Origin of the sequence: Micromonospora sp. NBC_00330 (assembly GCF_036136635.1) — a bacterium.
Classification (GTDB): domain Bacteria; phylum Actinomycetota; class Actinomycetes; order Mycobacteriales; family Micromonosporaceae; genus Micromonospora; species Micromonospora salmantinae.
Map to the genome: position 1 here is coordinate 2483377 of NZ_CP108012.1, position 26798 is coordinate 2510174.

At 72.5% G+C, this 26798-nt stretch carries 26 protein-coding genes and 1 riboswitch; of the genes, 9 read left to right on the forward strand and 17 right to left on the reverse strand.

Annotation, left to right across the window (positions count from 1 at the left end; genetic code table 11):
- Positions 1 to 31 precede the first annotated feature (31 nt).
- Positions 32 to 358 carry a hypothetical protein gene (locus OG598_RS10980; protein ID WP_328654314.1) on the reverse strand — a complete coding sequence of 109 codons (327 nt, stop codon included), beginning with the start codon at positions 356 to 358 and terminating at the stop codon, positions 32 to 34.
- A 123-nt stretch (positions 359 to 481) separates the two neighbouring features.
- On the opposite strand from OG598_RS10980, the gene OG598_RS10985 reads away from it, so the two are divergent.
- The 3 genes from OG598_RS10985 (at position 482) to OG598_RS10995 (ending at position 2646) form a co-directional block, all read left to right on the forward strand.
- Entirely contained in the window at positions 482 to 1213 is a 732-nt protein-coding gene (locus OG598_RS10985; protein WP_328654315.1) for a histidine phosphatase family protein, read from the forward strand.
- Positions 1197 to 2066 carry an NAD(P)H-hydrate dehydratase gene (locus tag OG598_RS10990; RefSeq protein ID WP_328654316.1) on the forward strand — a complete coding sequence of 290 codons (870 nt, stop codon included), beginning with the start codon at positions 1197 to 1199 and terminating at the stop codon, positions 2064 to 2066. The genes OG598_RS10985 and OG598_RS10990 overlap by 17 nt, the downstream gene beginning before the upstream one ends.
- Positions 2067 to 2145: 79 nt before the next feature.
- Positions 2146 to 2646, forward strand: a complete 501-nt coding sequence (locus tag OG598_RS10995; RefSeq protein WP_238685752.1) for a hemerythrin domain-containing protein — start codon at positions 2146 to 2148, stop codon at positions 2644 to 2646.
- Positions 2647 to 2706: 60 nt separating this feature from the next.
- Here OG598_RS10995 and OG598_RS11000 read toward each other — a convergent pair whose 3' ends face one another.
- On the reverse strand, positions 2707 to 3513 hold the full coding sequence (locus OG598_RS11000; protein WP_328654317.1) for an SDR family NAD(P)-dependent oxidoreductase: 807 nt from the start codon (positions 3511 to 3513) through the stop codon (positions 2707 to 2709).
- A gap of 149 nt (positions 3514 to 3662) precedes the next feature.
- Positions 3663 to 3752: riboswitch (ZMP/ZTP riboswitch) on the forward strand.
- Positions 3753 to 3771: 19 nt separating this feature from the next.
- On the opposite strand from OG598_RS11000, the gene OG598_RS11005 reads away from it, so the two are divergent.
- Positions 3772 to 5208, forward strand: a complete 1437-nt coding sequence (locus tag OG598_RS11005) for a glycine hydroxymethyltransferase (RefSeq protein ID WP_328654318.1) — start codon at positions 3772 to 3774, stop codon at positions 5206 to 5208.
- A gap of 102 nt (positions 5209 to 5310) precedes the next feature.
- On the opposite strand, the gene OG598_RS11010 is transcribed toward OG598_RS11005, so the two are convergent.
- The 6 genes from OG598_RS11010 to OG598_RS11035 all read right to left on the reverse strand — a co-directional run bounded on the left by OG598_RS11010 (position 5311) and on the right by OG598_RS11035 (position 11622).
- The gene (locus tag OG598_RS11010) at positions 5311 to 5571 is read right to left on the reverse strand and encodes a hypothetical protein (RefSeq protein ID WP_091397680.1); all 261 of its coding nucleotides are present in this window, start codon (positions 5569 to 5571) and stop codon (positions 5311 to 5313) included.
- A 67-nt stretch (positions 5572 to 5638) separates the two neighbouring features.
- On the reverse strand, positions 5639 to 6964 hold the full coding sequence (locus tag OG598_RS11015; protein ID WP_328654319.1) for an aminotransferase-like domain-containing protein: 1326 nt from the start codon (positions 6962 to 6964) through the stop codon (positions 5639 to 5641).
- A 3-nt stretch (positions 6965 to 6967) separates the two neighbouring features.
- The gene (locus OG598_RS11020; RefSeq protein ID WP_328655313.1) at positions 6968 to 8071 is read right to left on the reverse strand and encodes an alpha-hydroxy acid oxidase; all 1104 of its coding nucleotides are present in this window, start codon (positions 8069 to 8071) and stop codon (positions 6968 to 6970) included.
- On the reverse strand, positions 8064 to 9056 hold the full coding sequence (locus OG598_RS11025; RefSeq protein WP_328654320.1) for an alpha/beta hydrolase: 993 nt from the start codon (positions 9054 to 9056) through the stop codon (positions 8064 to 8066). Before OG598_RS11025 ends, OG598_RS11020 begins: the two co-directional genes overlap by 8 nt.
- Before the next feature lie 7 nt (positions 9057 to 9063).
- Positions 9064 to 10275 (reverse strand): cytochrome P450, encoded by a 1212-nt coding sequence (locus tag OG598_RS11030; protein WP_328654321.1) that lies wholly within the window; start codon positions 10273 to 10275, stop codon positions 9064 to 9066.
- 69 nt (positions 10276 to 10344) lie between these two features.
- Positions 10345 to 11622, reverse strand: coding sequence for an SGNH/GDSL hydrolase family protein (locus OG598_RS11035; RefSeq protein ID WP_328655314.1), 1278 nt, complete (start codon positions 11620 to 11622; stop codon positions 10345 to 10347).
- 313 nt (positions 11623 to 11935) lie between these two features.
- On the opposite strand from OG598_RS11035, the gene OG598_RS11040 reads away from it, so the two are divergent.
- On the forward strand, positions 11936 to 13501 hold the full coding sequence (locus tag OG598_RS11040) for an AMP-binding protein (RefSeq protein WP_328654322.1): 1566 nt from the start codon (positions 11936 to 11938) through the stop codon (positions 13499 to 13501).
- Positions 13498 to 14721 (forward strand): MFS transporter, encoded by a 1224-nt coding sequence (locus OG598_RS11045; RefSeq protein WP_328654323.1) that lies wholly within the window; start codon positions 13498 to 13500, stop codon positions 14719 to 14721. The genes OG598_RS11040 and OG598_RS11045 overlap by 4 nt, the downstream gene beginning before the upstream one ends.
- A 25-nt stretch (positions 14722 to 14746) precedes the next feature.
- On the opposite strand, the gene OG598_RS11050 is transcribed toward OG598_RS11045, so the two are convergent.
- Positions 14747 to 15961, reverse strand: a complete 1215-nt coding sequence (locus OG598_RS11050; RefSeq protein WP_328654324.1) for a pentapeptide repeat-containing protein — start codon at positions 15959 to 15961, stop codon at positions 14747 to 14749.
- 99 nt (positions 15962 to 16060) lie between these two features.
- Between OG598_RS11050 and OG598_RS11055 the strand changes: the two genes are divergently transcribed.
- Positions 16061 to 16813 carry an aminoglycoside phosphotransferase family protein gene (locus tag OG598_RS11055; RefSeq protein ID WP_328654325.1) on the forward strand — a complete coding sequence of 251 codons (753 nt, stop codon included), beginning with the start codon at positions 16061 to 16063 and terminating at the stop codon, positions 16811 to 16813.
- A 21-nt stretch (positions 16814 to 16834) separates the two neighbouring features.
- On the opposite strand, the gene OG598_RS11060 is transcribed toward OG598_RS11055, so the two are convergent.
- Complete coding sequence (locus OG598_RS11060) at positions 16835 to 17410, reverse strand: hypothetical protein (protein WP_328654326.1); 576 nt, start codon at positions 17408 to 17410, stop codon at positions 16835 to 16837.
- A 221-nt stretch (positions 17411 to 17631) separates the two neighbouring features.
- Between OG598_RS11060 and OG598_RS11065 the strand changes: the two genes are divergently transcribed.
- Positions 17632 to 18570 (forward strand): sialidase family protein, encoded by a 939-nt coding sequence (locus OG598_RS11065; protein ID WP_328654327.1) that lies wholly within the window; start codon positions 17632 to 17634, stop codon positions 18568 to 18570.
- Positions 18571 to 18609: 39 nt separating this feature from the next.
- Complete coding sequence (locus OG598_RS11070; RefSeq protein ID WP_328654328.1) at positions 18610 to 19293, forward strand: SGNH/GDSL hydrolase family protein; 684 nt, start codon at positions 18610 to 18612, stop codon at positions 19291 to 19293.
- 73 nt (positions 19294 to 19366) lie between these two features.
- Here the strand turns inward: OG598_RS11070 and OG598_RS11075 are convergent, their stop codons facing one another.
- The 7 genes from OG598_RS11075 to OG598_RS11105 all read right to left on the reverse strand — a co-directional run bounded on the left by OG598_RS11075 (position 19367) and on the right by OG598_RS11105 (position 26784).
- Positions 19367 to 20725 (reverse strand): hypothetical protein, encoded by a 1359-nt coding sequence (locus OG598_RS11075; protein WP_328654329.1) that lies wholly within the window; start codon positions 20723 to 20725, stop codon positions 19367 to 19369.
- The gene (locus OG598_RS11080) at positions 20722 to 21690 is read right to left on the reverse strand and encodes an alpha-ketoacid dehydrogenase subunit beta (protein WP_328654330.1); all 969 of its coding nucleotides are present in this window, start codon (positions 21688 to 21690) and stop codon (positions 20722 to 20724) included. The genes OG598_RS11075 and OG598_RS11080 overlap by 4 nt, the downstream gene beginning before the upstream one ends.
- Position 21691: 1 nt before the next feature.
- Positions 21692 to 22663 carry a thiamine pyrophosphate-dependent dehydrogenase E1 component subunit alpha gene (locus OG598_RS11085; protein ID WP_328654331.1) on the reverse strand — a complete coding sequence of 324 codons (972 nt, stop codon included), beginning with the start codon at positions 22661 to 22663 and terminating at the stop codon, positions 21692 to 21694.
- Complete coding sequence (locus tag OG598_RS11090) at positions 22660 to 23451, reverse strand: DUF3050 domain-containing protein (RefSeq protein ID WP_328654332.1); 792 nt, start codon at positions 23449 to 23451, stop codon at positions 22660 to 22662. Before OG598_RS11090 ends, OG598_RS11085 begins: the two co-directional genes overlap by 4 nt.
- A gap of 1 nt (position 23452) precedes the next feature.
- Positions 23453 to 24382, reverse strand: coding sequence for a phytanoyl-CoA dioxygenase family protein (locus OG598_RS11095; protein WP_328654333.1), 930 nt, complete (start codon positions 24380 to 24382; stop codon positions 23453 to 23455).
- Positions 24379 to 25470, reverse strand: coding sequence for a 4-hydroxyphenylpyruvate dioxygenase (gene hppD, locus OG598_RS11100; RefSeq protein WP_328654334.1), 1092 nt, complete (start codon positions 25468 to 25470; stop codon positions 24379 to 24381). The genes OG598_RS11095 and hppD overlap by 4 nt, the downstream gene beginning before the upstream one ends.
- A 75-nt stretch (positions 25471 to 25545) precedes the next feature.
- Positions 25546 to 26784 (reverse strand): beta-ketoacyl-[acyl-carrier-protein] synthase family protein, encoded by a 1239-nt coding sequence (locus OG598_RS11105; protein WP_328654335.1) that lies wholly within the window; start codon positions 26782 to 26784, stop codon positions 25546 to 25548.
- Positions 26785 to 26798 lie beyond the last annotated feature (14 nt).

Below are 26798 nucleotides of genomic sequence, written 5' to 3' on the forward strand. Positions count from 1 at the left end.
GAGCTGTCTTCCGCAGCGATGATGCGCTCGGTCAGGTGAGCAGCAGCACGCCGACCACGATCAGTGGCAGCCCGACGAAGAGGAAGATGCCGACCCCGGTGAGCACGCGCCCACCGCCAGCGGTCTCGCGCTCCACTGCAGCGCCGAACATGGCGCGCGGGCCCAGCATGCCGATCCGACTCATCGTCAGGTCACCCGTCACACCGAGGAGCCCGCCCACCACAACCAACCCGATGCCCAACCGAGCGGTGTAGTCACCGCCAGCGACCGCCACCCAGATCATTGCCGCGACCGCGACCAGCGCCCCGACCACCGCGAACAACAGGAGCGCTTCCCGCAGCCCTCGCAAGACAGTCATTGTCGCCCCCCGTCGGCTGTCCGGCACACATTGTCTCGCATCACCAGATCGCGGCGCTGCCCCGAAACCGACAGCGAAGACCGGACACGGTTACCGTCGGCGGCGCCCGGGTAGGGGGGCCGCATGGCGGAACTGGCAACCCTCTGGATCGTCCGACACGGCGAGAGCACCGCGAACGTCGCGGCGACGCACGCCGAGGCGTCGGGCGCGGAGCTGATCGACCTCACCCACCGCGACGCCGACGTGCCACTCTCTCCGACCGGAGAGGAGCAGGCTCGGGCGACCGGCCGTTGGCTGGCCGAGCTGCCGGACGCGAGGCGCCCCGACGTCGCGGTGGTCTCGCCGTACCTGCGCGCGGTGCAGACCTCCCGGCTGGCGCTGGCCGGCACCGACATTGCCGTGCACCGCGACGAGCGGCTGCGCGACCGGGAGCTGGGCATCCTCGACGGGCTGACCGGGCACGGGGTGCGCCGGCGGTACCCGGACGAGGCCGAGCGCCGGGAGCGGTTGGGCAAGTTCTACTACCGGCCGCCGGGCGGGGAGTCCTGGACGGACGTGGCGTTGCGGCTGCGGACGCTGCTGGGCGATCTGCGCCGCGACCACGAGGGGTGCCGCGTGCTGCTCTTCGGCCACGACGCGCTGGTCTTCCTGCTTCGCTATCTGCTGGAGGGGTTGACCGAGGACGAGCTGATGGCGCTCACCCGACAGGACGTGATCGCCAACTGTTCGATCACCGAGTGGTCGGCGGACGGCGAGGACGGCCTGGCCCTCACCGCCTTCAACGACGTCGCGCACCTGCGTCAGCAGGGCGCCCAGCCGACCAGGGAGGACGAGATCCATGCCGAGCCGGTCTGAGGTGAAGGTGATCACCCCGGCGTTGCTGCGGGACTGGGCGCTGCCGGTGCCGGTCGGTGGAAAGGAGAGCCGGGGCACGGTGCTGGTGGTCGGCGGTTCCCGCTTCACGCCGGGTGCGGTGCTGCTCGCCGGGGTGGCCGCGTTGCGCGCCGGTGCCGGGGTGCTCCAGCTCGCCGCCGCCGAGTCCACAGCAGCCGCGCTGAGCATCCAGGTGCCCGAGGCGCTGGTGGTCGGCCTGCCGGAGACCGCCGACGGCGCGGTGGCCGCCGACCGGGACGGCCAGCTCGGCGACCTGGTCGCGCAGGCCGACGTGGTGGCGATCGGCCCCGGCCTGAAGGCGATCGACGAGACCAACCGCCTGCTGAGCCTGGTCCTGGAGGCGGCCCGTCCGGACACGTCGCTGGTGCTCGACGCGTACGCCCTCGGTGCGCTCAGCCACGCACCGGACCTGCTGGTCGGCTCGGGTCGACCCGTGGTGCTCACCCCCAACGTCACCGAGGCCGGGCACCTGCTCGGGCGGGAGCCGGGCGACGACCTGGACGCCGAGGCGGCCGAGTTGGCAGCGCGGTACGAGGCGGTCGTGTCGCTGTACGGGCACGTGGCCGCCCCGGACGGTCGGGGTTGGCGGGAGGAGAGCGGCGACGCCGGGCTGGGCACCTCCGGCAGCGGGGACGTGCTCGCCGGGTTGCTGGCGGGGCTGCTGTCCCGGGGTGCCGACCCGGCGCAGGCGGCCTGCTGGGGCTCGTTCTCGCATTCGGTGAGCGGCCAGCGACTGATTCCCCGCTACGGCCGGATCGGTTTTCTGGCTCGGGAGTTGCTCGACGAGATCCCCCGCACCCTGGCGATGGTCTGAGGCGGTTTCACCTGTTTCCGCATCCGGCGTCGGGGTACCGGAACCCCACCAGCCGAGACTCTTCAGGGAGGTCATACCGGTGTCGACCGATGCCATCGTCCTGCTCAAAGAGGACCACAAGGAAATGCGCCGCCTGTTCAAGGCCTTCCAGGACGCCGAGGAGGGGCCGGCGAGCCAGCGGCAGAAGTTGGTGGACCAGATCCTGGAGGCACTGACCGTGCACACCTACCTGGAGAACGAGGTGATGTATCCGGAGGTCCGCCGACTCCTGCCCGACCTGGAGGACGACATCCTCGAGTCGTACGAGGAACACCACGTCGCCGATGTGCTCTGCGCCGAGCTGGCCAGCATGGACGCCGACGACGAGCGGTTCAACGCCAAGACGACAGTGTTGATCGAGAACGTCACCCACCACGTCGAGGAGGAAGAGCAGGAGTGGTTCCCCAAGGTCCGCGACGCGCTGGGCCGCAAACAGCTCCAGGAGATCGGCGAGAAGATGATCGCGCTGCGCGCGGACGCGCCGCGTACCCCCACCGCGCCGAAGGCGATCAAGAAGGCGCTCGATGCGGTGACGGCCTGAGGCACCCGTTCACACCGAAGGGCCCGGCACGATGCCGGGCCCTTCGTCGTGCGCCACGGGTCAGCTGCCCGATCCCGGCTCGGCCATCCGGCGGTGCTGCTCGGACTTGAGCTTGTCCGGAATGATCTTGCCGGCGGCGGTCTGCACCTTGTTCATCAGCGAGCCGGCCGTGATCGTCTGATCACCCCTCATCATCGCCTCGAAGCCCTGCTCGGCGACCTTCGCCGGGTCGTCCTTCTTGCCCGAGCCCACCCGGGTGTCCTCCATGTCGGCCCGGTCGAAGAACTCCGTGTCGGTCGGCCCGGGCATCAGCGAGGTCACCGTGACACCGGTGTCCTTCAGCTCGTTGCGCAGCGCCTCGGCGAAGGACTGCACGAACGACTTCGACGCGTTGTAGACCGCCTGGAACGGCCCCGGCATGGTGGAGGCGATCGACGAGGTGAAGAGGACCCGGCCCGTGCCCCGCTCGACCATCCCGGGCAGCAGCCGCTTCGCCAGGTGCACCGTCGAGCGCACGTTGAGGTCGACGATCTCCAACTCGTCAGCGAGGTCGGTGCCGCCGACGAAGGCGCCACCGGCGCCCCGACCGGCGTTGAGCGCCAGCGCGTCCAGCGGCCGTCCGGTCGCGGTGACGGCGGACACCAGTTCCGTCACGCCCTGCTCGCGGGCCAGGTCGGCGCGGACCGACCAGATCTGCGGGCCGCCGTCGCGGCGCAGCTTCTGCGCGGCCGCCTCGATGCCGTCGTCCTCGGCCGCGATGACCAGGTCGAAGCCGTGCTCGACGAACTGCGCCGCCAGCTCGTACCCGATCCCGCTGGAGGCCCCGGTGACCAGGGCGAGCGGCCGGTCGGAGGTGGGTGTGGTCATGGTCTCGACTCCTTCTGTGCGAACCCTGGCCGCACCCGTGACGGTGCGGTGGTCTCCTACCGTGTGCCCCGCGACGCACCGCCCAATCACGTCGGCGGGGTCGCCTCCCGGAGGGTGGCCCGACCGGCCGGTTCCGGCCCGGTAGGATCCTCCCGGGCCGTTACTGGCGCGTGGGGATGGAGAACCATCGGGGAGCGGCCTCGTCACGTGGACGTTTGCCGAGCGCCTGGGCCTTCCCGCACGTCTGTTGGAGGTCGCATGTCCCGCAACGCCGAATCCACCGCATTCCGGAGTGCCCTTGAGGTGATCCGGGCTGTCGAGCCGCGGGTCGCCGACGCCATCGGCGCCGAGCTGACCGACCAGCGGGAGTCGCTCAAGCTGATCGCGAGCGAGAACTACGCCTCCCCGGCGACCCTGCTGGCCATGGGCAACTGGTTCAGCGACAAGTACGCCGAGGGCACCGTCGGCCGCCGCTTCTACGCCGGCTGCCAGAACGTCGACACCGTCGAGGCGCTGGCCGCCGAGCACGCCCGGGAGCTGTTCGGCGCCGCGCACGCGTACGTGCAGCCGCACTCGGGCATCGACGCCAACCTGGTCGCCTTCTGGGCCGTGCTGGCCGACCGGGTGGAGTCCCCCGCCCTGAAGAAGGCTCAGGTCCGCCAGGTCAACGACCTCACCGAGGCCGACTGGTTCGCGCTGCGCCGCGAGCTGGGCAACCAGCGGATGCTCGGCATGTCGCTGGACGCCGGCGGCCACCTCACCCACGGTTTCCGGCCGAACATCTCCGGCAAGATGTTCGACCAGCGCAGCTACGGCACCGACCCGGCGACCGGCCTGATCGACTACGACCGGGTGGCCGAGGCCGCCCGTGAGTTCAAGCCGCTGATCCTGGTCGGCGGCTACTCGGCGTACCCCCGGAAGGTGAACTTCCGGATCCTGCGCGAGATCGCCGACTCGGTCGGCGCCACCTTCATGGTCGACATGGCGCACTTCGCGGGCCTGGTGGCCGGCAAGGTGTTCACCGGCGACTTCGACCCGGTGCCGCACGCGCACATCGTCACGACCACCACGCACAAGTCGTTGCGCGGCCCGCGCGGCGGCATGGTGCTCTGCCAGCCGGAGTTGGCCGACCAGGTGGACCGGGGCTGCCCGATGGTGCTCGGCGGTCCGCTGCCGCACGTGATGGCCGCCAAGGCGGTAGCGCTCGCCGAGGCCCGCCGGCCCGACTTCGCCGACTACGCCCAGCGGATCGTCGACAACGCGCAGGCGCTCGCCGAGGGGCTGCTGAGCCGGGGCGCGACGCTGGTCACCGGCGGCACCGACAACCACCTGGTGCTGATCGACGTGTCCGGCTACGGGCTCACCGGCCGGCAGGCCGAGCAGGCCCTGCTCGACTCGGGCATCGTCACCAACCGCAACTCGGTCCCGCAGGACCCGAACGGCGCCTGGTACACGTCCGGCATCCGGATCGGCACCCCGGCGCTGACCACCCGGGGCCTGGGCGCCGCCGAGATGGACCAGACCGCCGAGCTGATCCACACCGTGCTGACCCAGACCACCGCCGGCGCCAACGCCGACGGCACCCCGTCGAAGGCGAAGTACAACCTGGACGCCGGCCTGGCCGACAAGATCGCCCGCCAGGCCACCGACCTGTTGGCCACGTACCCCCTCTACCCCGGCATCGACCTGAGCTAGCCCTCAACCGCGTCGATCATGGAGTTGTGGTGCCCGATCCGGGCTGGTAAACGACTTTCGTCCACCACCACAACCCCATGATCGACGCGAGGGGTGCGACCGTCAGGCCATCGGGCGCTTCAGGTGGTAGCGGTGGACCTCGGTGCTGCCCTGGACGTTGTTGACGTCCTCGGCGGCGGAGACCAGCTCCCACCCCTCCCGGCCGGCGCGGTTGAGGTGCGCGATGGCGGTGTCGCCGTAGGCGGTGATGTCCTTGCGTGACCCGTCCGGCGCGTACCAGACGAACGAGACGTGAAAATTGCGGCCCTGTCCCTGATAGCGACGGACGAGCAGGGCGTACTCCCAGGCAACCATGCGGCTTATTATGACCGTCCAACCAGGACGGCGGCACGCGGGTCGTCGCGCATTGCCATCCGATGAACGCGGTGTGTCAACCCGCCCGGCGAGCCAACTCGTCGGTGATCAGCACCGCGAGGCGATCCAGCCCGACGTCGATCTGCTCCGGTGTGACAGCGCTGACCGACAACCGCAACGCGTGGACCGGCACTGTGTCGTCGTAGAAGTGCGCCATCGGCGTCCACAGCACCCCGTAGTCGCGCCCCGAGCGGTCCAGCAACGCGTCGTCCACCGGGAACGGCACTGTCACCACCACGAAGAACCCGCCGGCCGGCACCGTCCACCGCACCGCGGGCCGGTCCGGCTGATCGGGGAAGCGCCGGGTGAGGCCGGCCACCAGGTGGCGCAGATTCCTTGTGTACGCGGACCGCTCCCGGGTGTTCGCGGCCACCAGGCTGCATCCGTGCTCCAGCAGCCGGCCGCCGATCACGGCCTGCGCGATCGGCGACGTGTTCACGGTGACCATGCTCTTGATCATGGCGAGTTGGTCGGCGAGCGGGCCGACCCGCCCGTCCGGGCCGGCCACCCGCTGGTCGGCGACGACGTACCCGACCCGCGCGCCGGGGAGCACGGTCTTGGCGAACGAGCCGAGGTAGACGACCCGCCGGCCGGTGTCCAACGCCTTGAGGGTGGGCGGGCGCGGCCCGTCGTCGCTGTGGAACAGTCCGTACGGGTTGTCCTCCAGCAGCAGCAGATCCTCCTGCCCGGCCAGGTCCAGCAACCGTTGCCGGTGTGCGGTGTCGATGCTGATCCCGGAGGGGTTGGCGAAGTCCGGCATCAGGTAGCAGGCGCGCGGCCGCAGCCCCGCCGCCCGGGCCCGGTGCACCTGGGCGGCCAGGTCGGCCAGGTCGACCCCGGCCGGCCCACCGGCGACCGGCCACACCGGCAGGTCCACCAGCCGGGCCGCCCCGGTCAGGCCGACGTAGGTCGGGGCGACAGCGAGCAGCACGTCGGTCGGCCCGGCCCGTAGCGCCCGCAGCACCAGGAACATGGCCTCCTGGCAGCCGACGGTCACCACCACGTCCTCCGGGTCGACGGTGATCCCCTCGTCGACAGCGAGGTTGCGGGCGATCAGGTGGTGCACGATGCCCTTCGTCCGGCCGTACTGGAGCAGCAGCCGCCGGGCCTGCTCGGGGCGGTGCCCCAGGTCGTCGACGAGGTGCCGGTGGAAGGTGTCGAGGTGGCGGTGCACCGCCGCGAGGTCGAAGAACTCCTCGTACGGCCGGCCGGCCGCGAGGGACACCGCCGCCGGGTAGCGCTCGGACACCTCGTTGAGGAAGTTCATCGAGGTCAGCGCCGGATCGCCCAGCGCGGGGTGCAGGTCGGCGACGGTCAGGTCGACCGGTTCGGCGGCGCTCATCGCTCAGCCCACCCCGAGGGTACGCAGCTCGCCGGCCGCCGCCACGTCGGCGCAGCCGGCCAGGGTGAGCGCGTCGGTCAGCTCGGCGACGAGCAGTCCCAACGCGTCCCGGGCGGCCGGTTCGCCACCGGCTGCGAGGGCCCAGAGCAGCGGCCGGCCGACAAGTACCCCGGCCGCACCCAACGCCAGGGCCCGCAGCACGTCGGTGCCGCACCGGATGCCGCTGTCCAGCAGCACCTGGCAGCGGCCCTCGACCGCGTCGACGACCTCCGGCAGCATGGTGACGCTCGCCGGTGAGCCGTCCAGTTGCCGCCCCCCGTGGTTGGAGACGACCACCGCGTCCGCGCCGGCCCGTACCGCCTCGGTCGCGTCGCGCGGGTCCAGCAGCCCTTTGACCACCAGCGGCAGGTCGACCTGCTCGCGCAGCCACGCCAGGTCCGCCCAGCGCAGCGCCGGCGCGAACGACGCGGCGGTGTGCGCGGCGATCGCGGACACCCCGGGGGCACCGGAGTGCGCCAGCGCGTCGCGACCGTCGGGGAGGTTCGCGGCGACCACCTCGGCCGGCAGTCGGAACGCGTTGCGCAGGTCCCGGGGGCGTCGGCCGAGCACCGGGACGTCCACCGTGACGACCAGCGCCCGGCAGCCGGCCGCGACGACCCGGTCCAGCAGGTCGCGGACGAGCGCCCGGTCGCGCAGCCAGTAGAGCTGGAACCAGACGTCCGCGCCCGCCCCGGTGACCTGTTCGATGGGGGTGCTGCCCAGCGTGCTGGCCAGGTACGGGATCCCGGCCGCGCCGGCCGCCGCCGCCAGACCCAGCTCTCCGTCCGGGTGCACCAACCGCTGGTACGCCATCGGCGCCACCCCGACCGGCATGGCGTACCGACGGCCGAGCAGGTGGGTGCCGAGGTCGACGGTGTCCACCCCGCGCAGCACCCGGGGCAGCACCGCGACCCGGTCCAGCGCGCGGCGGTTCGCGGCGAGGGTCACCTCCGACGCGCTGCCGCCGGCCAGGTAGTCCCACACGTCCGGCGGCAGCACGGCCCGGGCCCGCTCGGCGTAGTCGGCGAGCGACACGGCCGGCAGGTCGGCCAACACCCGCTCACCCATCGCCCGGCCCCGGGCCCGTCGCGGCATCCAGCTCGGCCGGGTCATCCGCTCCGCCCCCGGGCGGCAGTCCGAAGCGCTCGCGGAGGAAGGCCGCGGCGCTTTCCTGCGCGCGCCGACCGTCGGTGAAGGTGCCCGGCATGGCGAAGAACCCGTGGATCATGCCCGGGTAGTGCTCCAGCCGGGTGGACACACCAGCGTCGCGCAGCCGCTCGGCGTACCGCTGCCCCTCGGCGTGCAGGGGATCCAGTTCGGCGGTGATCACCAGCGCCGGCGGCAACCCGGACAGGTCGTCGGCGAGCAGTGGCGAGGCCAGCGGATCCTTGGCGTGCGCCGGGTCGGCCAGGTAGTGCGTCCGGTACCAGGCGACCGAACGGCGGTTGAACAACGCCGAATCGTCGTCCCCGGATGGTTCGCCGCTCTGGTCGGTGTTGGGGTAGACCAGCAGCTGCGCGGCGAGCGGCGGCCCGTCCGTACGGCTGAGCAGCGTGACCGCGGCGGCCAGGTTCCCGCCGGCGCTGTCCCCGCCCACCGCCAGCCGGGTCGGGTCCACTCCCCACTCGTCGGCGTGCCGGGCGATCCACGAGGTGGCGGCGTGGCAGTCGTGCACCGCCGCCGGAAAGGGGTGCTCCGGGGCGAGGCGGTACCCGACGGTGATCACCTGACAGGGCACGGCGTTGGCCAGGCGCCGACAGATGCCGTCGGCGGTGTCGATGCTGCCGAGCGTCCAGCCGCCGCCGAAGAAGTACAGCACTGTGGGCAGCGGACCCGACCCGGCCGGCCGGTACACCCGCAGCGGCAGCTCCCCGGCGGGGCCGGGGATCCGCTCGTCGCGTACCTCGGTCACCGGCTCGACCGCGCCGCTGCCGGCGCGGATCGCGGCCAGGTCCGCGGCGCGCGCCTCGGACAGGGTCTGTGCGTACAGCGGCGGGGTGCCGGCCGCGGCGCGGGCCGCCCGGTAGGCCGCCACCTCCGGGTGCACTGCCATGTCGCTCCTATCCACCGGTGCTGACCAGCAACGTGTCGATGCCGCGCAGAAACAGGCTGCCGCTGTACGTCGGCGTCTCGGTGACCGTCAGCGCGGGGAACCGGGCGAACAGCCGGGGCAACGCGAGGCGGCCCTCCAACCGCGACACCGCCGCGCCGAGGCAGAAGTGCGGGCCGACCCCGAAGGCCAGCGACGGGGGGCCGGAACGGGTCGGGTCGAAGGTGTCCGGGGCCGGGAAGCGGGCCGGGTCCCGGTTGGCCGCCCCGATCATGATCAGCACGTTGTCGTCGGTGGCGACCGGCACGCCGTGCAGCACCGTGTCGGCGGGCGCGGCGCGGGCCAGGAAGTGCACGGGGCTCGCCAACCGCAGCACCTCGTCCACGCAGCCCTGCGCCAGCGTGGCGTCGGTGGGCAGCGCCGCGACGGTCTGCGGTTGGGCCAGCAGCATCGGCAGCCCGTTGCTGAACATGTAGACGGTGGTGACGAAGCTGGCGTTGAACAGCACGATCAGGTTGCTGACCAGCTCCTCCTCGGTCAGCTCCACCTCCCCGGAGTCGAGCGCCTCGACCAACGCGGTGAGCAGGTCGTCCCCGGGCACCCGGCGGCGGTGCCCGAGCAGCTCCCGGTAGAAGGCCCGCAACTCCCGGGCGGCGGTGTTGGCGGCGGCCAGCCGCTGCGGGGTCTTCCCCGCCACGTCCAGGAACTCGTCGATCCACTCCACCCGCTCGCGGTACCACTGCAACTCGGCGGCCGGGATGCCGATGAACTCGGCCATCACCAGGGCCGGGATCGGGTACGCGAAGTCGGCCACGAAGTCGACCACGCCATCCCCGGCGTCCGCCATCCGGTCCAGCAGCTCGTCGACCACCCGCAGGATCACCGGTTCCAGCGCGCCGAGCCGGCGCGGCGTGAAGGTGCGGGCGAAGACGTGCCGCATCCGGGTGTGATCGGGCGGGTTGACGAACATCATCGAGGTCTGGAAGGTCTGCAGGATCTCCTGCTCCTCCCAGCCCGGCGGCGGCTGTTTCGTCCACTCCGGGTCGCGCAGCAACCCGTCGACGAGGTCGTAGCCGACCGCGACGGCGGCCACCGTCCGGTGCTCGGCGCGCGCCGGCACCGCGCTGATCGGGCCGAGCCGGTGCAGGTCCGCGTACCACGGGTACGGGTCCTGTCGGCCCTCCTCGCTGTACAGGCCGGTGAGTATCTCGTCCACGTCCACGGCCAACTCCTCCCCCGCCGATGTCGGTGACCGGGGGCAGCGGGGATCACCCGCCGCCCCCGGCCGATGTCACAGATCGAGCAGCCGCAGCGGCACGGCGTTTGCCAGTGCCTGGTTGCCGGCGTCGTTCGGGTGGATGTGGTCCCCCGAGTCGTACGCGGGCAGCAGCTGGCTGGGCCGTGCCGGGTCGCGCAGCACCCGGTCGAAGTCGAGCAGCCCGTCGAACTCCCGACTGCCGCGCAGGTACGCGTTCACCGCCTGGCGGGTGGCCTCCTTCTGCGGCGTCCACACGCCCGGCGCGCCGTGCCCCTCGTACGGCGTCAGCGTGGCCACCAGGCTGGTCAGCCCGCGCTGCTGGAGCTGCTGGTTGATCTGCCGCAGCGTGCCGATGATCGCCTCGGGCGAGTCGTTCGACATCCAGATGTCGTTGATGCCCAGGTGGGTGACGACGGTACGCACCCCGGTCTGGCCGAACACGTCCTCGTTGAGCCGGGCCGCCGCGTTCGGGCCGAGCTGGTAGTAGCCCGGGTAGTTGCCGTCGCCCGGCTCGGTGCCCTCGTGGTTGAGCCGGTTCCCGGCCAGGCTCAGGTTGAGCACGCCCGGGGTGCGCTTGTCCGGCCGGTCGGCGAGCAGCCGGTCGGAGAGCAGGTCGGGCCAGCGCCGGTTGGCGTTGACGGTGCTGCCGTTGCCGTCACCGATGGAGTCGCTGAGCACTACCAGCGCGCCGGGACTGCCCTTGCGCTGCACGTCGACGCCGGAGAGGAAGAACCAGCAGCACGTGGGACGGGTGGTGAACCCGGTGCCCTCGGCCACCCCGGTCAGATCCCCGGCACCGATGAAGTTGGCCTGCTGGGACTGCCCGTGGAACGTGGTCGGGCCGGTCGGCGTCGGGAAGTGCACAGTGACCACCAGGTCGCTGTCGTCCGCGACCGGGAAGGTCAACGGGTCGCTGAGCAACTCGGCGCCCCGGTTCATGGTCGCCGCGGTGGCACCGGTGAAGCTCAGCGGGCGTACCGAGGCGGCGTCGATGTCGGAGAGGTCGTCGGGGGTGCCGGTGTTCGGCCGGGCCACTGTGGCGCGACCGACCTGTACCGCCTGCTCGCCGTAGAGGTTGCTCAGGCGGACCCGCAGCGCCGGGCCGCCCACCGACACGTGCACGATCATCCGGACGCTCTGGTTGTTGAGGCCGGTGTTGGTCAACCCGACCGAGTTGCCCCGGGTGACAGCGGTGGCCCAACTGCCCGCCCACTCGGCGCGGTCGGGCCGGCTGGCGGCGGTGCCGGACGGACCGGCGCTGGCGACGACGGCGGGTGCGCCGGCGACCAACAGCGCGGCCGCAGCGGCGATGACAGGCCATCTCTTCGGGGTTGCCGTTGCCATGGAACCTCCATCGTGTGGCAGCCCAGGGCCGTCCGCTGACGGCGCCCGCCTGGACGATGGTCCAGAAACCTAGCCGCCGCCGCTGACGGGCGTCAATCAACCTGATCGACGCGATCAAATGTCCGGCGGGCCGCTCGGACCGCCCGTCGGCACGGTTCCGACCAGCCGTTTCCCGCCTAGGCTTCCAGGCGGCGGCGGTGCGGTCGCCCAAGCGCGCCACCGTCGCGTCGTTCCCGGGAGCTGCCCGGGGACCGCCGCTTTCTCGGATGGGGGCTGCCGGATGACTGACGGACCCGGGCACACCACTACCTACGTGCACAGGGTGTTGGACCTCTTCGCCGAATTCGGCGACCGGGAGGCGTTGGTCGGCGCCGATCGGCGACTCACCTACACCGAGGCCGCCGCGCGGGTCCGGGCGATGGCCGCGACGTTGACCCGGCACGGCGTACGGCCCGGGTCGGCGGTGCTGGTGACCGTCGCGAACGCGGTGGAGGGTCCACTGCTGCAACTCGCCCTGCACCTGCTCGGCTGCCGGACGATGTGGGTCGCCCCGGTGACCGCGCGCCGGGAGGTCGACGAGTTCATCCGGTTGGCCCACCCGGACGCCCTGGTCTACGACGCCCGGGACCGGGCCAGCCTGGGCCCGGAGCTGGCGGCCGCGCTGCCCGGCACACCGGTCTGCTGTCTGGGCGCGGGCGGCGCCGGCCCCGACCTCACCGCCGACACCGACGCCGACGTGGCGGAGCTGCCGGCGTCCGTGCCGGCGCCCGAGTCGTTCCTGCAGACCAGCGGCACCACCGGCAGCCCCAAGCTGGTGCATCACCGGGAGAGCTTCTACGCCCAGATCCTCGCCCTGGCCGGCGACTTCCGCGCCGCCGGGTTCCCGTTGCTAAGGCACCTCTCGCACTCGCCGATGTGGCTGGCCAGCGGGCAGATCACCACACTGTTCAACCTGTTCACCGGCGGGGTGCTGTTCCTGCGCGACGACTGGGACCCGGTGGCCTTCGTGGACACCGTGCAACGGGAGCGGATCAACTCGACCTTCGTCACCCCGCCGATGCTCTACGAGGTGTTGGACCACCCGGCGCTGGTCGGCGCGGACTTCTCCGCCATGTTCATGTTCAACGTGGGCGCCGGGCCCGCCGCGCCCGCCCGGCTGCGCCAGGCCATCGCGCGGTTCGGTCCGGTGCTGCGCATCGTGTACGGCCTCAGCGAGGCGGTCGTGATCACCGCCCTGCCCGGGCTGACCGACGATCCGGAGCACCCGGAGCGGCTGCGCTCCTGCGGGCGGCCCTACGGCGACGTCCGCGTCGAGATCCGCGACGACGACGGCGCGGTCCTGCCGACCGGCCGCGACGGCGAGGTGTGGGTGCGGACCCGACTGAGCTTCGCCGGCTACCACGGTCAGCCCGAGCTGACCGCGCAGACGCTCGTCGACGGGTGGGTGCGTACCCGCGACATCGGCCACCTCGACGACGACGGCTACCTCTACCTCGTCGACCGGGCGCACGACATGATCGTCACGCATCGCCGGAACTGGGCGATCTTCTGCCGTCCCATCGAGGACGTGCTGGTCGGGCACCCCCAGGTACGGGCCGCCGCCGTGATCGGCGTGCCGGACGAGACGGTCGGCGAGGTGCCGTACGCGTACGTGGTGCTCGGGCCGGGCGCGACGGTCACCGGGGCGGAACTGATCGAGCTGGTGACCGCCGAACTCAACGAGATGTGGGCGCCGGCCGGTGTGGCGTTCCTCGACCGGCTGCCGGTGAACCGGTCGATGAAAGTGGACAAGCGGGCGCTGCGCGCACGGTACGCGGCCCGTCGGGCGGCGGCGGTCGGGGCGTGACCCCCCGCCGGCAACTGGTCGTCCTGGTCAGCGCGGACCTGATCTCCAACCTGGGTACCCGCATCTCGGTGGTGACCATTCCGTGGCTGGTGCTTGTCACCACCGGCAGCCCCACCAAGATGGGTCTTGTCGCGTTCGCCGAGACCCTGCCCTACCTGCTGTCCAGCGCGTTGGGTACGCCCTGGGCGGACCGGATCGGCCTGCGCCGTACCTCGATCCTCTGCGACGCGGGCAGCGCGGTGGTGATGGTCGTCGTGGCGCTGACCCCGTGGTTGGGTTTCGTCCCGCTGGTGGCGCTCGTCGCGGTGGCCGGCGCGCTGCGGGGCATCGGGGACCGGGTGAAGCACGTGATGTTCCGCCCGGTCGCGGAGGCCGCCGGAGTGCCGCTGATCCGCCTGACCTCCGCGTACGACGGGCTCAGCCGGGTGGTGACACTGTTCGGCGCCGCAGTGGGCGGGCTGCTGATCGCCGTCTTCGGGGTGACCGAGGCGATCCTCATCGACGCGGCCAGCTTCGGGGTCTGCGCGCTGCTCATCGGCGTCCTGGTCCGCCCGCCGGCCGTCCCGGCGCAACCCGCCCAGCCGGAAAGCTACCTGCGCGCCCTGCGGGGTGGCTTCAGTTACCTGGGCCGGGACCGGCCGCTGCTCGGCATGCTCGCGGTCATCTCGGCGCTGAACATGGTGGCCAACGCCAGCGTGGCCGTCTACATCCCGGTCTGGGTCGCCCGGGAGCTGCCCGGTCCGAGCGGTCTCGGCCTGGTGCTGGCCGCGTTCTCGGCGGGCGCGCTGCTGGGCAACCTGGTGTTCACCGCGCTCGGGCCCCGGCTGCCCCGGCGGCTGACGTTCCTGGTCGGCGCGCTGGTCGCCGGCACGCCCCGGCTGGTGGCGCTGGCGATCAGCGACGAGCTGCCGGTGGTGCTCGTGGTGACGTTCCTGTCCGGAATCGGCATCGCGGCGGTGAACCCGCTGCTCGGGGTGGCGCTCTACGAGCGGGTGCCGCCGGAGTTGCAGACCCGCGTGATCGGCATCGCCGGTTCGTTGGCGTTCGTGGGGTTGCCGGTCGGCGCGCTGCTCGGCGGCTGGTCGGTGGACGCCCTGGGATTCACCCCGGCCCTGCTGACCATGGCGGCGGCGTGCCTGGTGGTCACCGCGTACCCGCTGCTCAGCAGGGCGTCCGGCCCGGAGACGCCGGCGCGGCCCACCCCCGTCACCACACAGTGACCGACCCTGACCTGCCTCGGAGGTCCTACCGCACCGCTGCCCACTCTGCCCGACGGGCCCGGCACTCGGGGTCGTTGCGGTGGGCGTCGGCTGCCGGCCGGGTCACTCCGGGCGGCAGGCGCGTCTGGTCCACGACAGCGCACCGGATGTTCCAATCCGAGAGCAGTCTCGCCCGCTCGACGTTCGCCTCGGTCAGAACGACGCCGAGCAGGTCGACGCCGAACAGGTCCGCGCCCGTGAGGTCCGCGCCGGTCAGGTCCGCGTCGGTCAGGTCGGCGGCGGACAGGTCCGCGTCGGTCAGCACGGCAAAACGAAGGCTCGCCTCGACCAGGCTCGACCCGGTCAAGGTGGCGTGGTCCAGTCGCGCCCGGTCCATCTGCACGTCCTGCAGGTCCACCCCGCTGAGGTTGGCGCCGCGCAACTGCGTGTCGATCAGTTCGACGTCGGTCAGGTTGGCCCCGGCCAGGTCTGCGCCGGTCAGGTCGGCGTCGGAGAGGTTCGCCCCTGCCAGATTCGCCAGGCTCAGGTCCATTCCGGCCAGGTCCATCCCGCGCAGGTCGGTGCGGGACAGGTCGACACGGGTCAGATCCGGCCGGCCGCCGATCGAGTCACTGTCGCCCAGCGCGGCCAGGGCGGCCTGGATGTCCACCGGGGGCAGTGCCAAGGTGTCCTCGACGGCGGCCGCCCCCGTGGTCTTGTCGCTGCGGGCCGGGGTGCGAGCGGCCGTCCCGCCGACGGAGTGGACGCGGACGAACGCCGACAGGATCTCCACCACGGCAGGACGATCGGCCGCGGAGTCACGCATGATCCGTCGCAGGGCGTAGATGGCACCCAGGCGCACGTCCACCTTCTCGGCGCCGGGCTGCCCCAACTGTTCGATCGAGGCGGTGAAACGGTCGGTGATCTGCCCCTGCGCGGTGAGGCGTCGCTGCTCCCGGTCGGCCTCCTGTTGCGCCCGGTTGGCGGCGTTGGTGACGTACAGCCCGACGGCGAGGACGATCACCGACAGGATGCTCCCCAGGCCGAGCAACCGTTGCCACGGGTCCGGTCTGAGCTCCAGGGAGGCGCTCGGGGCCAACTCCAGCCGGGTTGTCGACGGTCGGCGGGGGTGTAGGGCGCGCGGTGCGACGGTAGCCGGCCGAGGCCGTCCACCGCGGGTCGGGCGAACGGGGGCTGCGGTGGGGGCACCGGTACGCCAGGCGGCGCGGACGGCGGCTAGTCGAGCGCGGATGGTCGCCACGACCTCCATTTGACCCGACCTGCGCCACTCCTGCCGTCACCACCCGGACGCGCGGCAAACCGGTTGCGGGCCCGGCGCGGCTGCCGCAGGCTCGGACCGATGAGCGCGCAGCCGCCGCCGGGCGTCCCCGTGACCGACGATGCCGTGGCCGACCGGATCGACGTGGCAGTGGTCCGCCGACTGGTGGCCGAGCAGTTTCCCCGGTGGGCGGAGCTGCCGATCCGCCCCGTCGCTGTGGACGGCTGGGACAACCGCACGTTCCACCTGGGCGAGGACATGAGCGTGCGGCTGCCCAGCGGCGCCGGGTACGCCCTCCAGGTCGCCAAGGAGCAGCGCTGGCTGCCGGTGCTCGGGCCACAGTTGCCGGTGGAGGTGCCGACCCCACTCGGTCACGGCCGGCCCGGGGCGGGTTACCCGTACCCGTGGTCGGTGTACCGGTGGATCGACGGGCGGACCGCCCGCGCTGAGCGGATCGACGACCTGACCCGGTTCGCCACCGACCTCGCCGCCTTCCTGCGCGCCCTGCGCGCAGCGGACGCCACCGACGGCCCGGCGGCCGGCCCGCACAGCGCCTGGCGGGGCGGTCCGCTGTCCACCTACGACGCCGAGACCCGCGCGGCGATCGAGACGCATCGCGACCGGGTGCCCGTCGACGTCGTCACCGGCATCTGGCAGGCCGCCCTCGACACCACCTGGACCGGGCCGGCGGTCTGGTTCCACGGCGACGTCGCGGACGGCAACCTGCTGGTCCGCGACGGCCGGCTCGCCGCGGTCATCGACTTCGGCTGCTCCGGCGTGGGCGACCCCGCCTGCGACGGCGAACTTCTCGCCGAGCACAGCGTGGCGCGCTGAACCCGTGGAGGCCCCGGCCCGTCAGCGCTCGGCGGCAGCCGGGGTGGCGTGTTCGGTACGGCAGCGCGGGCAGCGCAGTCGCGTCCCGGCTGCCGTCCGGGGCACCCGGAGCCGCTGACCGCAGCCGCAGGTCACCACCGGCGCCGACGCCCGTAGGTATTCGTCCCGGTCCCGGCGTGGCCACCGACCGTGGCAACGGGCGCACCACTTCGGCGGGTAGCTGTGGTAGTGGGCCAGGCCGAACGCGCCCGCGACCATCAGCGCGGCGGGGACCAACAGGCCAAGTGGCGCGAGCAGCGCGGTCGGTACTCCGCCGACGCCGTCGGAGACCACCACCGCGACCACGGTGAGCACGACCACCGGCACACCCAGCAGCGTGAACCCGAAACCCCAGGCGAAGGCCAGCAGTGACGGCAGGAACATCCAGATGCCGCCGGGCGCCCAGCGGCGGACACCGTACCCGCCGCAGCGTGGGCAGTTCGGCGAGGCCGGGTGCGGCACCGACCGCAGCGCCTTCGGCGCCAGCCACTGAACCAGAAGCTTGAGGATCTCCTCGACCAGTTTCGACGCGAGGGCCTGAAGGAACGAACCGAGCACGCGGTCACCTCCCTCGCCGATGGACTCTGCCGTCGGCCCACCGCCCATGGTGGGCGGCAGGTGCCACCAGCCCACAGCAGCGCGCCGACGCGGCGCCGTCCACGACGCCAATCCGACAGCGTCCGCGCGTTGTTCGTCGGACGTTCGGCTGCTGGCCGCGCGGGCGTCGGCCGGGGACGGCTAGCGTCGACCGTCGTCACCGCACCTGGAGGCCGCCGCGTATGACGTCGTCACCCACCCGCCGCCGCACCGCCGAGGTCACCGCCGTGCGCCGCATCGGCGACAGCGCGCCGCACAGCGCGTTCACCGACCTCGTCCGGTACGCCGGAAGCTGGTTCTGCGCCTTCCGGGAGGCCCGCACCCACCTCAGCGACGACGGCGTGATCCGGGTGCTGACGTCGGCCGACGGCCGCTCCTGGACCTCCGCGACCGTCATCGCGCAGGCCGGCGCCGACCTACGTGATCCGCGCTTCGTGTCGCGACCCGACGGGCGGCTGCAACTGCTGGCGGCGGCCGCCACCGGCGCGGCCACGAAGACGTTTCAGACGGTGACCTGGCTCTCCACCGACGGGCACACCTGGGGCGGTCCGACCCCGGTGGGCGAGCCGGGCGTCTGGGTGTGGCGGGCGGCCTGGCACGACGACACGATGTACGGCGTGGGCTACGCCACCCGGGAGCCGAGGTTCGCCCGGCTCTACCGCAGCACTGACGGGGTGGACCTGCGGCCCTTGGTGCCGACGCTGTTCGAGGACGGGTACCCCAACGAGTCCGGTCTGGTCTTCGCCCCGGACGGCACCGCCCTCTGCCTGTTGCGACGGGACGCGGCCACCGCGAGCGCGCAGCTCGGCAGGGCCGAGCCGCCGTACCGGGACTGGACCTGGACGGATCTGGGTGTCCAGGTGGGCGGGCCGACGCTGCTCCGACTGCCCGACGGGCTGCTGCTGGCCGGGGTGCGCCTGCACGACGGCGAGGTCCGCACCGCGATCTGCGTCGTCGACCCGGACCGCGGCGAGCTGACCGAGCTGGTCGCGTTGCCGTCCGGCGGCGACACCAGCTACCCCGGCCTGGTCTGGCACGACGGCCTGCTGTGGGTGAGCTACTACTCGTCGCACGAGGGGCGGACCTGTGTCTACCTGGCCGAGGTCAGCCTGACCGGCTGAGCCTGGCAGGGCAGCCCGGCGGTCGGCTAGCGTGCCGGCATGCCATCGACGCTCACCGAATCGACGGACCCGTACTGCCTGCGCCCCGGGGAGGCCGCCGAACTGCTGAACGGGCACCCGTGGCGGCGGTTCGTGGCGCTCGGCGACAGCGTCGTGGAGGGCATGTGTGAGCCGACACCGGGCTACCCGGACGTGCAGTGGGTCGACCGGGTCGCCGCCGAGCTGACCGCCGTACGCCCCGAGCTGGCGTACCGGAATCTGGGTCGACGCGGGCTGCGCGCGTACCAGGTGCGGGCCACCCAGCTCGCCTCGGCGCTGGCCTTCGCACCTGACCTGGCGCTTGTCGTCTGCGGCGGCAACGACGCCTTCCACAGGGCGTACGACGCGGAGGCGGTGGACGCGGAGCTGACCGCGATGATCAGCGCGCTGCGGGATGTGGGCGCCGAAGTGATCACAGTGGGCATGTTCGACGTCTCGCACAGCCCGGCGGTGCCCGAGCACGTCCGGCCCGGCCTGGGCGAACGAATGCGCCGCCTGTCCGCCCACACGGCCACCCTCGCCGAACGGCTGAGAACGATTCACGTGCACCTGACCGACCATCCCCTGACGGCCGACCCCACCCTCTACAGCACCGACGGCCGCCACGGCAGCGCCCGCAGCGACGCCATAGCGACAGCCCAAACCCTCCGCACCCTCTCTCACCGGCTCCCCCGGCCGCAGTGATCATGAGGTTGGCGGGGCCGGGAGCGGCCCGACGCCCCGCTAACCCCATGATCAACCGGGAGGGAGGGCGGGGTCAGTCGGTCAGGAGGATTCCGGTTAGGAGGACGCCGTGGGCCAGGTTGAGGATGCCGTCGCAGCCTGGGTAGCCGACCCTGGCCAGGCCGCCGGAGGCGTGCCGACCGAACAGGTACGGAGCCAGGGAGTACGGGACGTCGGCGGTGACCGTCTCACCCGTCTCGATCTGGACGAAGTCCATCGACACCCGGTCGGTCGGCAGGTACTCCTGGAGGATGGCGCCGCCCTGGTCGACGGCGGCCCGCACACCGTCGGCCCAGTCCGCCGCGCTCAACTCCGGGCCGAGCAGCACGCCGTGCCCGGCCGAACCGTCGGCCGGCTTCGCCACCAGCGTGGCCTGCTCGGCGATGGCCCGGTCGAGCACCGCGGCGGTCAACGGCACCGTGTACGGCACGTGCCGGCGGATCAGCGCCTGGTCGTCGGCGGGCAGCCCGTCCACGTCCTCCCACAGCCAACCGAACGTGGTCTTGTTGCCGAGCAGCCAGGCCGCCGCCGACACGAACATCGGTAGGGTGCCGGCGGCGAGGGCCACTGCCACCGCGTCCAGACCGGCGGTCGCTGTGACCCGGTTGGGCACGAACAACCGGAACAGCGCGTCGACCGGCGCGCCGTCGACGACCAGGCGGTTGTCGACGTCCACCGTGGCGGTGGCGACCGGCGCGATGACCAGGTCGATGCCGAAGTCCCGGGCCCGTACGGCGAGGGGGTCGAGGATCCGGATGAACGTCTGCGGGTCGTCGAGGCCCGGGTAGTCGCCGTCGAAGTCCATCAGCAGCGCCACCCGGGCGCCCTCGGGCAGCCGCAGCTCCTCGCGGATCGCCACGAACCGCTGGTCCAGCAGCGACGGCGCGGCCCGCACCGGCAGGTCGTCGAGGATGCCGTGCTCCCGGTAGAGGCCCTCGTACCGCTGGATCACGGTGTCCGCGTCGAACCCGCCGCCGAGGCTGCTGTCGATGTTGTACTCGACGAACTTCGGCACCCCGGCGGAGAAGATCACGTCCGGGCGGTACGCGGCCAGCAGCGCCTCGGTCAGCGGCTCGGCCTCGTCCAGTAGCCGGGTCTCCCCCGCCGGTACGCCGAGCAGGCGGCGCAGCTCACCGGCGGTGCCGGCCCGCCGACGGCAGGCGTCGAGGATGAGCTGGGCGAGCCGGTCGCAGACCTCGTTGAGTTGCCGCCAGGCGTCGGCGGCGAGCACCGGGGGGCGGGCCAACCGCCACTGCTTGTTGTAGGTGGCCCGACCGTGGAACACCTGCTCCCAGGCCGCCGCCCCACTGGCCACCATGGCCCGTCGGCCAGACTCCGGCAGGTCGGTCCAGGCCCGGTCGGCCGCCGGCCACGGATAGTTCGGGTCGCTCATGATCCGTCCTTCAGTGTCAGGTGGATGGCGGCGGCGAGCTGGTCCCGGCCGGGCTGTACGGCCCGGTCCAGTGCGGGGGCGAACGGCAGCACCGCCCCGTCCGGGCGGGTGACCCGGCGCGGCGGGGCGAGCAGCCGGACCCGCTCCACCACGCTCGCAATGATCTCGGCGGCCATCCCGCAGGAACGGTTGCCGTCGTCGAACACCACGAGGCGTCCGGTGCGGGCCACCGACTCGGTGAGACCGTCGATGTCGAACGGGTACAGGGTGCGCGGGTCGAACACCTCCACCGAGACCTGCTCGGCCAACTCCTCGGCGACGGCGAGCGCGTCGTGCACCAGGTGCCCGATCGCGACCACCGTCACGTCGTCGCCGAAGCGGTGGATCCGGCCCCGACCCAGCGGCACCGGCGCCAGGTCGTCGACGTCGTCCCGCACGTCCATTGCACCGGCCGGCGCGAACACCACCACCGGGTCGTCGTGGCGGATCGCGGTGACCAGCAGCCCGTACGCGTCGGCCGGGGTGGCCGGCACGACGGTGACCACGCCGACGTGGGCGAAGAGGCTGTACGGGTGGTCGGAGTGCTGCCCGGCCCACCCGGTACGCGAACCGGACCCGGGCACCAGGTAGGTGACGGGGACACGGCACTGCCCGCCGGTCATCAACGGGAACTTGTGCGCGTGGTTGACGATCTGCTCGAAGACCAGGAACAGCAGCGACGGGATCTGGAACTCGATCACCGGCCGCAGCCCGGCCAGCGCCGCCCCGGTGGCGAAGCTGGTGAACGCCTGCTCGGACAGGGGGGTGTCGCGGACCCGTTCGGTGCCGAACCGCTTGGCCAGCCCGGTGGTCACCAGCGACGCCCCGACCTGGACGTCCTCGCCGAGCAGGAACACCGCCTCGTCGCGGGCCAACTCGTCGCCGAGGGCCCGCGTCAGTGCCCGACGGTACGACAGTCGGGGCACCTCAGCCACCTCCGGTGCGGGCGGTCATGCCGCTGGCGTACAGGTAGGTCAACGCGTCGGCCGGGTCGGGTTCCGGGCTGGCCAGGGCGAACCGCACCGCCGCGTCGAGGGTCGACTCGACATCGGCGTCCACTGCCGCGCGGTCGGTGTCGGTGAGGCGTTCGCCCTGGATGCGCACCGGGTCCCGGGCCCGACCACGGGTCACCTCGTCGGGTGGCCGGTAGTCGAGGCGTACCGCGTGTTCGAAGGTGTGGTGGACGTCGAAGCGGTAGGTCCGGGCCTCGATCAGCTCGGGGCCGCCGCCGGCGCGCATCCGGTCGACGGCGGCGCACGCGGCGACGCGTACCGTCTCGGGGTCCTGGCCGTCGACCTGCACGGCCGGGATGTCGAACGCGGCGGCCCGGCCGGCGATGCTGCCGGCCACCGCGCCGGCGACCGGCATGGTGGTGGCGTAGCCGTTGTTCTCGCAGACGAACAGCACCGGCACCCGCCACAGGGCGGCCAGGTTGAACGCCTCCAGCAGCATCCCCTCGTTGACAGCGCCGTCGCCGAAGAAGCTCACCCCGACGGTGTCGCGGCCCCGGCGGCGGTGGGCCCAGACCGCGCCCGTGATGATCGCCCCGGAGGCGCCGACGATCGCGTTGGCGCCGAGCACGCCGATGCTCAGGTCGGCGGCGTGCATCGAACCGCCCCGGCCGGCGTTGAGGCCGGTGACCCGGCCGCACAGCTCGGCGAGCATCCGGGCCGGGTCGGCCCCGCGGGCCAGGACGTGCCCGTGCCCGCGGTGGGTGCCGGCGAGCACGTCGTCGGCGTCCAGCGCGGCGCAGACGCCGGCGGCGATCCCCTCCTGACCGAGGTACGGGTGGATGCCGCCGACGATCTGCCCGCCGTGGACCAGCTCCACCGCCCGTTCCTCGAACCGGCGGATCAGCCGGACCGTGCGGTAGAGCCGGACCGGGTCGGCGTCGGTCACGCGGGCCCCTTGATGGCGGCCAGGATGTCGTCCCAGAGCCGAGCCCGGGCGGCGAGGGCGGTGTTGACGGTGTCGGCGCACTCCTGCCACTTGGTGTCGTCGTCGCCGCACAGGTCGGCGAGCATCTGCATGGCCATCGGGGTGTGCTGTTCGCCGTCGACCTCGATGTGCCGCTCCAGGTAGTCGACGAACGTGTGCAGCCGGTTGCTGTGCTCGTTGACCGAGACGACCTGGGTGAACATGTCCGGGATCAGGTCTTCCCGACCGAACGCGAAGGCCGCCGCCTGGCAGTGCACCGGGGTGGACTCGATGATCTGCCAGGTGGTCGCGGCGAACCTCGCCGACGGGGCCGGCACCCCGGCCTCGGCGAGCGCCTCGGTGACCGGTCGGCCGGCGCGCAGCAGGTCGATGAGCGCGTTCACCGCAGTGGTGTCCGCGCCGGCCTCGGCCATGCCCTGCACGTACAGCTCGAAGTGGCTGATGTAGCCGCCGCCCAGTTCGTCGCTCTCCTCGACCATGACGATGTCGTTGATGAGGCGGCGGCTACCGGTCGGGCCGGTCGGGATCCACGGCACCGTGACGCAGGTCAGTTGCCGTTGCAGAGACTTCAGCAGGGACATGAAGTCCCAGACCGCGAAGACGTGGTGCTGCATGAAGGTGACCAGCGCCTCGTGGGTGTCGAGGTTGGCGTAGAGCGGGTGCTTGACCACGGCGTCGCGCCGGTCGGTCACCGCCCGCTCCAACCGCTCGATGCCCGGGTGCGTCTTACCCCAGTCGTACCGTGACATGTCAGCCTCCCTGCTGGGCGCGGTGGCGCCAGATGACCGGGCAGTAGTCGGGGTCCGCGTAGTCCGGCCGCCCGTCGTGGGTGCGGCGGACCAACACGTCGTGGTTGTACGCGGCGAGCGTGCCGTCGGAGAGCGGATACTCCCGCCAGGCGTTGTCGCCGTCCTGCAGGTGCAGCGAGATCGCCTGTCGGGGACGACCGCTGACGTTGGGGCCACTGCCGTGGTAGGTGCGGCAGTGGTGGAAGCTCACGTGTCCCTTGGGGATCACCATCGGGATCTTGCGGATCTCCGCGCCGTTGTACGCGGCGTTCTCGGCCAGCATCTCCTCGAGCTGGCTGCGGTCCCGGTCGGCGAAGTGCCGCACCACCGTGTCGTCCGCGCCGATCTCCTTCCACCGGTGCGAACCGTCGACCATGGTGATGGTGCCCATCTCCTCCCCGCAGTCGTGGAAGGGGATGAACGCGGTGAGCATCTTCTCCGACGACGAGGACGCCCAGTAGTGCTTGTCGAAGTGCCAGGGCACGATGTTGCTCGGCTCGCCGGAGATCGGCGGCTTGTAGATCAGCGTGGACTGGAAGACCCGGATCTCGTCGGCCTGGGCGAGCCGGGCGGCGACCGCGCCGAGCAGCGGCTTGCGCAGGATCGCGCCGAGCCCGTCGTGCTCGTGGTGGACGTAGTCGTTGTGCCGCTGCACCGGGCCCTTGGACTGCTCCCAGTAGGCCAGCTTCGGTGGACGTACCGGCAGCCGCCGGTCCCGCTCCCCGTCGTAGTAGCGCTGCGTGGCGGCGGCGAGGGCGTCCACCTCGTCGTCGGTGAACACCTTCTTCGACAGGTACCAGCCGTGCTCGGCGTAGTGCCGCACGTCGTCGTCGGACGGCAGCAGCGCCTGCTCCTCGGCGGTCAACGTCGGCTCGTAGTCGGTCGCGGTCATGCCCCCACCCCCTGTGGTGTGGCCGCCACGGCGGCCAGTTCCCGTTCCTTGGCCTCGTAGAGCGCCTTGATGTTGCCGCTGCCGAAGCCGCGCGCGCCGCGTCGCTCGATCAGCTCCAGGAAGAGCGTGCGACGCACGTGCATCGACTCGGCGAAGATCTGCAACAGCTGGCCGTCGTGGTCGGAGTCGACGAGCACACCAAGCTCGCGCAGCCGGTGCAGTGGGGCGTCGATCCGACCGACCCGCGCTTCCAGGGCGTCGTAGTAGCTGGCGGGGGTGCCGGCGAAGCGCACCCCGCGCCGGCCCAGCGCCTCGACCGCGCCGACGATGTCGTCGGTGCGCAGCCCCAGGTGCTGCACTCCCCCGCCGGCGTGCTGGTCGAGGAACGCGTCGATCTGCCCGGGCCGCCGGGTGCGGTCCGGTTCGAGCAGCACCACTGTGACCCGCCCGGACGGGCTCTGCACCACCTTGGAGTTCATTCCCTGCCCGTCGACCTCGATGTGCTCCTCGAAGATCTGCGCGAAGTCGAACAGCGCCTCGAAGTGCCGGACCGTCTCGTCGAGCTGGCCGGGCGGCACGCAGACCGCCAGGTGGTCGATCTCGGCGAGCACCGGCGGGTGACCGTCCGTCGTGGACGTCGCCGCGGTGATGGCGCCGGGCAGGAACGCACGCCCCGCGCCACGGCGCTGCACCAGCCGGTGCCGCACGTCGGCGAAGCCGTCCACCTCGGCGATCACCACCTCGGCGTCCGCCCCGGTGTGGGTGGTCGGCGGCGTCACCCCGGTCGCGCCCCGACCCACCAGCTCGGCGTACGCGGCCGGCACGTCGTCGACCTCGACGGCGACGACGCCGATGCCGTCACCGTGGCGTTGCACGTACCGCGCCGCCGGATGCTCGGCGCTCAGCCCGGAGGTGAGCAGCAACCGGATGTCGCCGTGGCAGAGCAGCAGCGAGCGCTGTCCCGCCAGCCCGGTCTCCGGACCACCCTGGCCACAGATCTCGAAGCCGACGGCGGTGCTGAAGTAGAAGGCCGCCTGTCGGGCGTCCCCCACGTAGAGTTCGATGTGGTCGATACCACGGATGTCCATGTCCCCTGAAACCCTTCCCACCCGATTCCCCCTGTGTTGCCGTCCGGGCACACCCCGCCCGGGATGCCGCCTCGATCACCCCCTCGGCTCGGCGACGCGGGCCAGCAGCAGGCTCACGTTCTGGCCGCCGAACCCGAACGAGTTGGTGACCGCGTACTCCAGGTCGGCCTTGCGGGGCGTGCCACGGATGTGGTCCGCCGGGCAGGCCGGATCCGGATCGTCGAGGTGGTACGTCGGCGGCAGCAGCCCCCGACCGAGCGCCAACGCGGTGGCCGCCGCCTCCAGCACCCCGGAGGCACCGAGCAGGTGACCGGTGAGCGCCTTGGTGGAGCTGACCGGCACACCGCCGACGCCGAAGACGTCAGCCAGCGCGGTGGTCTCCGCGATGTCACCGAGCTTCGTGCCGGTGCCGTGCGCGTTGACGTAACCGACCGCCGCCGCCGGCACACCGGCGCTGCGCAGCGCCCGGCGGATGCACGCCGCCGCGCCCGCGCCGTCCGGGCGGGGGGCGGTCGGGTGGTACGCGTCCGTCGTCGCGCCGTGGCCGGCCACCTCGGCGTACCCGGCGACGCCGCGCGCCGCGGCGTGCTCGGCGCGTTCGAGCACCAGCAGCGCGGCACCCTCGGACAGGACGAACCCGCTGCGGGAGGTGTCGAACGGCCGACTCGCCCGGCCCGGGTCGGTGCCGGCGCGCGCCAACGCCCGCGCGTTGCCGAAGGTGTCGGCGAAGGTCGGGAAGAGCGGTGCTTCGCTGGCCCCGCAGAGCACCACGTCGACCTCTCCGGTCGCGATGAGGCGCACCCCGTCGGCGACCGCCTGGGCGCCGGAGGCGCAGGCGGTGCCGACCGACGAGCTGTAGCCCCGGATGCCGTGCGCGATGGCGATCCGCGCCGCCGGCATGTTCGGCAGGATCCCGGTGAGCAGGTACGGGCTGACCGCCGCCCGACCCCGGGCCGCCCGGGCCAGCACCTGCGACTCCAGGGTGGCCATCCCGCCGACCCCACCGACGATCACACCGATGCGGTCGGGTTCGACGTCGCGGCCCACCTCGATGCCGGCGTCGGTGAGAGCGTCGGCGGCGGCGAGCAGGGCGAGGACGACGACCCGGTCCAGCACCCGGGTCTCCGGCCCGGACGCGACGGTGCGCGGGTCGATGTCGGGCAGCAGGCCGGCGACGTCCAGCGACGTGCTCACCGGGTGCCCCTCGGGCGGGCGGGTCAGCCCGGACCGGCCGGTGGTCAGCGCGTCGAAGGTCTCCTCGACACCCCGCCCGACCGGTGTGAACAGACCCATCCCCGTGATCAACGCGGTCACGCCGCCGCTCCGCT